Below are 3,998 nucleotides of genomic sequence, written 5' to 3'. Positions count from 1 at the left end.
ATCTGACAAATTAGTTGGGAGGAAGCAACTCCAATGACTAACAATTCGTGATTCAGCCTTCTATGAGTGTTAGATAAATTTGGCCAAAATTCCGACTATTTGTCCAAAATTCTCCCCATCTCCCCATCTCCCCATCTCCCCATCTCCCCATCTCCCCATCTCCCCATCTATTTTTGGCGAGAATGAAACAGCCCTGCCCCAAGCACGGGGGTTTTCAGCTTTCAAGAACTCTTCATAAATATGAAAGAGAAGATGGAAATTAGGACAAAACCAATAACGAGATTCTCGACAGGTAGGGTAGATTGAGGGTTTTCAAGAAAATTGACTGTCGGTCTGACCACATTTTCTAGATTTATGGGATTGTTAAACTGGACTTCTTGGACATAAGAATAACTAGGCTCATAACTAGGCTGTTGGGGATTGATGAACACTAGAGAAACAGTTTGATCCATTGGACTCACCTCGGCTAATTCTTCAAAAACCAAGTTACGGGTACCGTTAGCAGTCCTGGAAATGGCTGGACTGGTTGAGTTATAATAGATATCTGTGGTGAGAGACACTTGACTAATAATTAGTACTATTGGTAAGGTTACAGATAAAGCACCGCCTAGGCTATAGGGGTTTCTAGCCCAATCTTAGCATTTATAGATAGGATTTATAGATAGGATTTATACATAAGTCAACTGCGAAGACAGGAAGAACACTAAGCTCCAAGGAAGTTTAGGGGCTAAGACTGTTGGCATTTTGCGCTGATCAGCACGAGACCGATGTACACAGATACCAAATAGACTCAGAGAACGTCTATCGGTTAGTCTATCGGGTATCTGTGTGAAAAACCCATGGTGTGCTTTTCTGGTTGATCAAATCCATTCAGGGGGGACTATAAAAGCGTGGTTTTACGCCATAGCTGGATAAACCATCACCCCTAGAGACACCACACCAGCAATGATCATTAGTCCAGCTGGCATGAACTTGCGAGTTTTAGCGAGCCGGATGGCAAAGACAATCACCAGTGCAGCTGCTACGGCTATCCCTAAAGTTTGTGCCCAGGGTTGTCCTTGAAGCTGCATTATTCCAGCAAATATTAGCAATAAACCGCTGACTATACCAGAAATGAGAGATATTTTGCTTTTGGCTTTAGCATAGCCCATGATTCCCCCGATTAGGGCTAAGATTCCGTATAAGAGTACTGCTGCAATACTTAGATTCATCGTTAAATTTTTTGTCAAACTGAACTAAGTTATACCTCTAGCTCGATACCTCTATGGTCAGTTCAGCAGAAAACTTAACATTAGGGAGTAGGGAGTAGGGAGTAGGGAGTAGGGAAATTGGATGCAGTCATTAATCGTAGGGTGGGCAGTGCCTAGCAACGGGATTGGCAAGGTTGGTCAATCGGTCTGATCCACTGCCCACCCTACATAAACTTGGTGAGGTACATTTTTGATTTTAGGCAAGAGGCAAGAGGCAACATAAAAAAATAGTGTGTACCTCATTAATATGAAAAATGCTCTAGTGATTGACTAGCAACTCATCAAAATAAGAAGTAACGCTGTGCCATAGGTAAAACCGTTGCGGGCTCGCATGTTAATAATTCCCCATCAGCTCTGACTTCATAGGTTTCTGGATTGACCTCAATCTGTGGCAAGGCGTCGTTGAGTTTCATGTCGGTCTTACTTAAGTTGCGGGTGTTGGAAACGGCAACAGCGGATTTTTGTAAGCCAATTTGAGCTGGGATGTCTTGGTCTAAGGCAGCTTGGGAGACAAAGGTAACGGATGTGGCTGCGATCGCACCACCAAAACTACCAAACATCGGACGCATATGAATCGGCTGGGGTGTGGGAATACTAGCATTGGCATCACCCATTTGGGACCATGCGATCGCACCACCTTTAATCACTATCTCTGGCTTGACTCCAAACATGGCTGGACGCCACAGACACAAATCGGCTAGCTTCCCTTCTGCGATGGAACCAACATAATTAGCAATTCCGTGAGCGATCGCAGGGTTAATCGTATACTTGGCAACGTAACGCTTGGCTCGGAAATTGTCATTTTCCCCAGTTTCCCCAGGAGTAGTGGATAACACTCCCCGTTGCACTTTCATTTTGTGGGCTGTCTGCCAGGTACGGATAATCACTTCACCCACCCGTCCCATGGCTTGAGAATCAGAGGCAATCATACTGAATGCCCCTAAATCATGAAGGATATCCTCAGCAGCAATAGTTTCCCGACGAATCCGGGACTCAGCGAAGGCCACATCTTCAGGAATGCCCCGGTCTAGGTGATGGCACACCATGAGCATATCGAGATGTTCTTCTAGGGTATTAAGGGTATAGGGACGGGTAGGATTGGTAGAAGAAGGCAATACATTAGCTTCACTACACACTTTAATAATATCTGGAGCATGACCTCCCCCTGCTCCTTCGGTGTGGTAGGTATGAATGACTCGGTTTTTGAAGGCAGCAATGGTATTTTCTACAAACCCGGCTTCATTAAGGGTATCGGTATGAATTGCCACCTGGATATCAAACTGATCCGCTACACTTAAACAGGTATCAATAGTGGCTGGAGTAGTGCCCCAGTCTTCGTGCAGCTTCAATCCCATGGCACCCGCTATCACTTGTTCCTGTAATCCCTCGGGTTTGGCACTATTGCCTTTCCCTAAAAACCCTAGATTCACAGGAAATGCATCGGCAGCTTGCAGCATCCGGTGAATATTCCAAGCACCAGGAGTACAGGTAGTGGCGTTAGTGCCAGTGGCTGGACCTGTACCACCGCCGATCATAGTAGTGATACCAGATGCGATCGCAGTTTCAATCTGTTGGGGACAAATAAAGTGAATGTGAGCATCAATCCCCCCAGCGGTGAGAATCATTCCTTCCCCAGCAACTGCTTCGGTGCTAGGACCAATAATAATAGTGACATTGTCCTGGATGTATGGATTTCCGGCTTTGCCAATGTTGACTATTTTCCCGTCTTTAATACCAATATCGGCTTTAACAATACCCCACCAATCCAGGATTAGGGCATTAGTGATCACCAAATCCACAGCACCCTCAGCGCGGGAGATGGGGGATTGTCCCATCCCATCTCTAATCACTTTGCCACCACCGAATTTAACTTCATCACCATAGGTGGTGTAGTCCTGTTCCACTTCGATCACTAGTTCTGTATCAGCCAAGCGGATGCGATCGCCTACAGTAGGACCATAAGTTTCGGCGTAGGCACGACGATCCATACGATAACTCATCAATAACTCCTTGATTGAGGGTAATGGGTAATGGGTAATGGGTAATGGGTAATGGGTAATGGGTAATTTTATCCCCTTGGCCAAACTCTGGGATTACCTCTCGGTAGCGCTTGCTTAAAAAAAATAGTAACTATATATCAACTTGAGCTATCAAGTTGACCATTAATTTTGCCATTGAAGCCGTACACCTGACGGCTACCGACAAGAGTGACTAATTCCACCTCTCGTTCGTCTCCCGGTTCAAAGCGGATAGCGGTGCCAGCTGGAATATTTAAGCGCATGCCTGTAGTAGCTTCCCGGTCAAATTGGAGAGCTTCGTTGACTTCAAAGAAGTGAAAATGAGACCCTACTTGAATAGGGCGATCGCCTGTATTCGCTACCCGTACTCTGATGGTGGCACGACCAGCATTGAGTTCTATTTCCCCTGTTTGGGGAATGATTTCGCCTGGAATCACTAACTAACTCCTTAAACCCTGACTAGCTTTTTATTATCTCGTGAATTCGTTGATTATCTCGTTAATTAGATTTTTTTTATAGCCTTAATTTACACACTGAAGTAGATGGGGAGTAGAGTTTAGTTTTTTTTTATGTTCTAGGCTCTAGGGATCAAGGGTATAGATTTAATGGCTCTAGGATTCTGACCAGGGTATGAAGCGGTTCTCTGTGAGCACGGAGGCTGTCAACTGCTTTTTTTTTGTAGCTATTACTTATTACCTATTACCGTTTTACCTATGCTGATGCTGGTAGA

4 protein-coding genes are annotated in these 3,998 nt (G+C 45.0%); all 4 read right to left on the bottom strand.

What is annotated here, in order from left to right:
• Positions 1–221: 221 nt before the first annotated feature.
• Positions 222–560, bottom strand: a complete 339-nt coding sequence (locus tag F6J99_RS42870; protein ID WP_293123001.1) for a hypothetical protein — start codon at positions 558–560, stop codon at positions 222–224.
• Positions 561–896: 336 nt separating this feature from the next.
• Positions 897–1,211 (bottom strand): TMEM14 family protein, encoded by a 315-nt coding sequence (locus F6J99_RS42865; protein ID WP_293122998.1) that lies wholly within the window; start codon positions 1,209–1,211, stop codon positions 897–899.
• A 320-nt stretch (positions 1,212–1,531) separates the two neighbouring features.
• Positions 1,532–3,250 carry an urease subunit alpha gene (gene ureC, locus F6J99_RS42860; protein WP_293122995.1) on the bottom strand — a complete coding sequence of 573 codons (1,719 nt, stop codon included), beginning with the start codon at positions 3,248–3,250 and terminating at the stop codon, positions 1,532–1,534.
• A 137-nt stretch (positions 3,251–3,387) separates the two neighbouring features.
• On the bottom strand, positions 3,388–3,705 hold the full coding sequence (locus F6J99_RS42855; RefSeq protein ID WP_075900721.1) for an urease subunit beta: 318 nt from the start codon (positions 3,703–3,705) through the stop codon (positions 3,388–3,390).
• Positions 3,706–3,998: the final 293 nt, after the last annotated feature.

It is taken from the genome of Moorena sp. SIO4G3 (assembly GCF_010692305.1).
Lineage (GTDB): Bacteria > Cyanobacteriota > Cyanobacteriia > Cyanobacteriales > Coleofasciculaceae > Moorena > Moorena producens_A.
The sequence above is the reverse complement of the archived record's forward strand: the minus strand, read 5'-3'. Positions and strand labels throughout refer to the sequence as shown.

Bases quoted from the DNA above. Each gene is read 5' to 3' on its own strand.
- F6J99_RS42865 (WP_293122998.1), bottom strand. From the start codon at position 1,211: ATGAATCTAAGTATTGCAGCAGTACTCTTATACGGAATCTTAGCCCTA.
- ureC (WP_293122995.1), bottom strand. From the start codon at position 3,250: ATGAGTTATCGTATGGATCGTCGTGCCTACGCCGAAACTTATGGTCCT.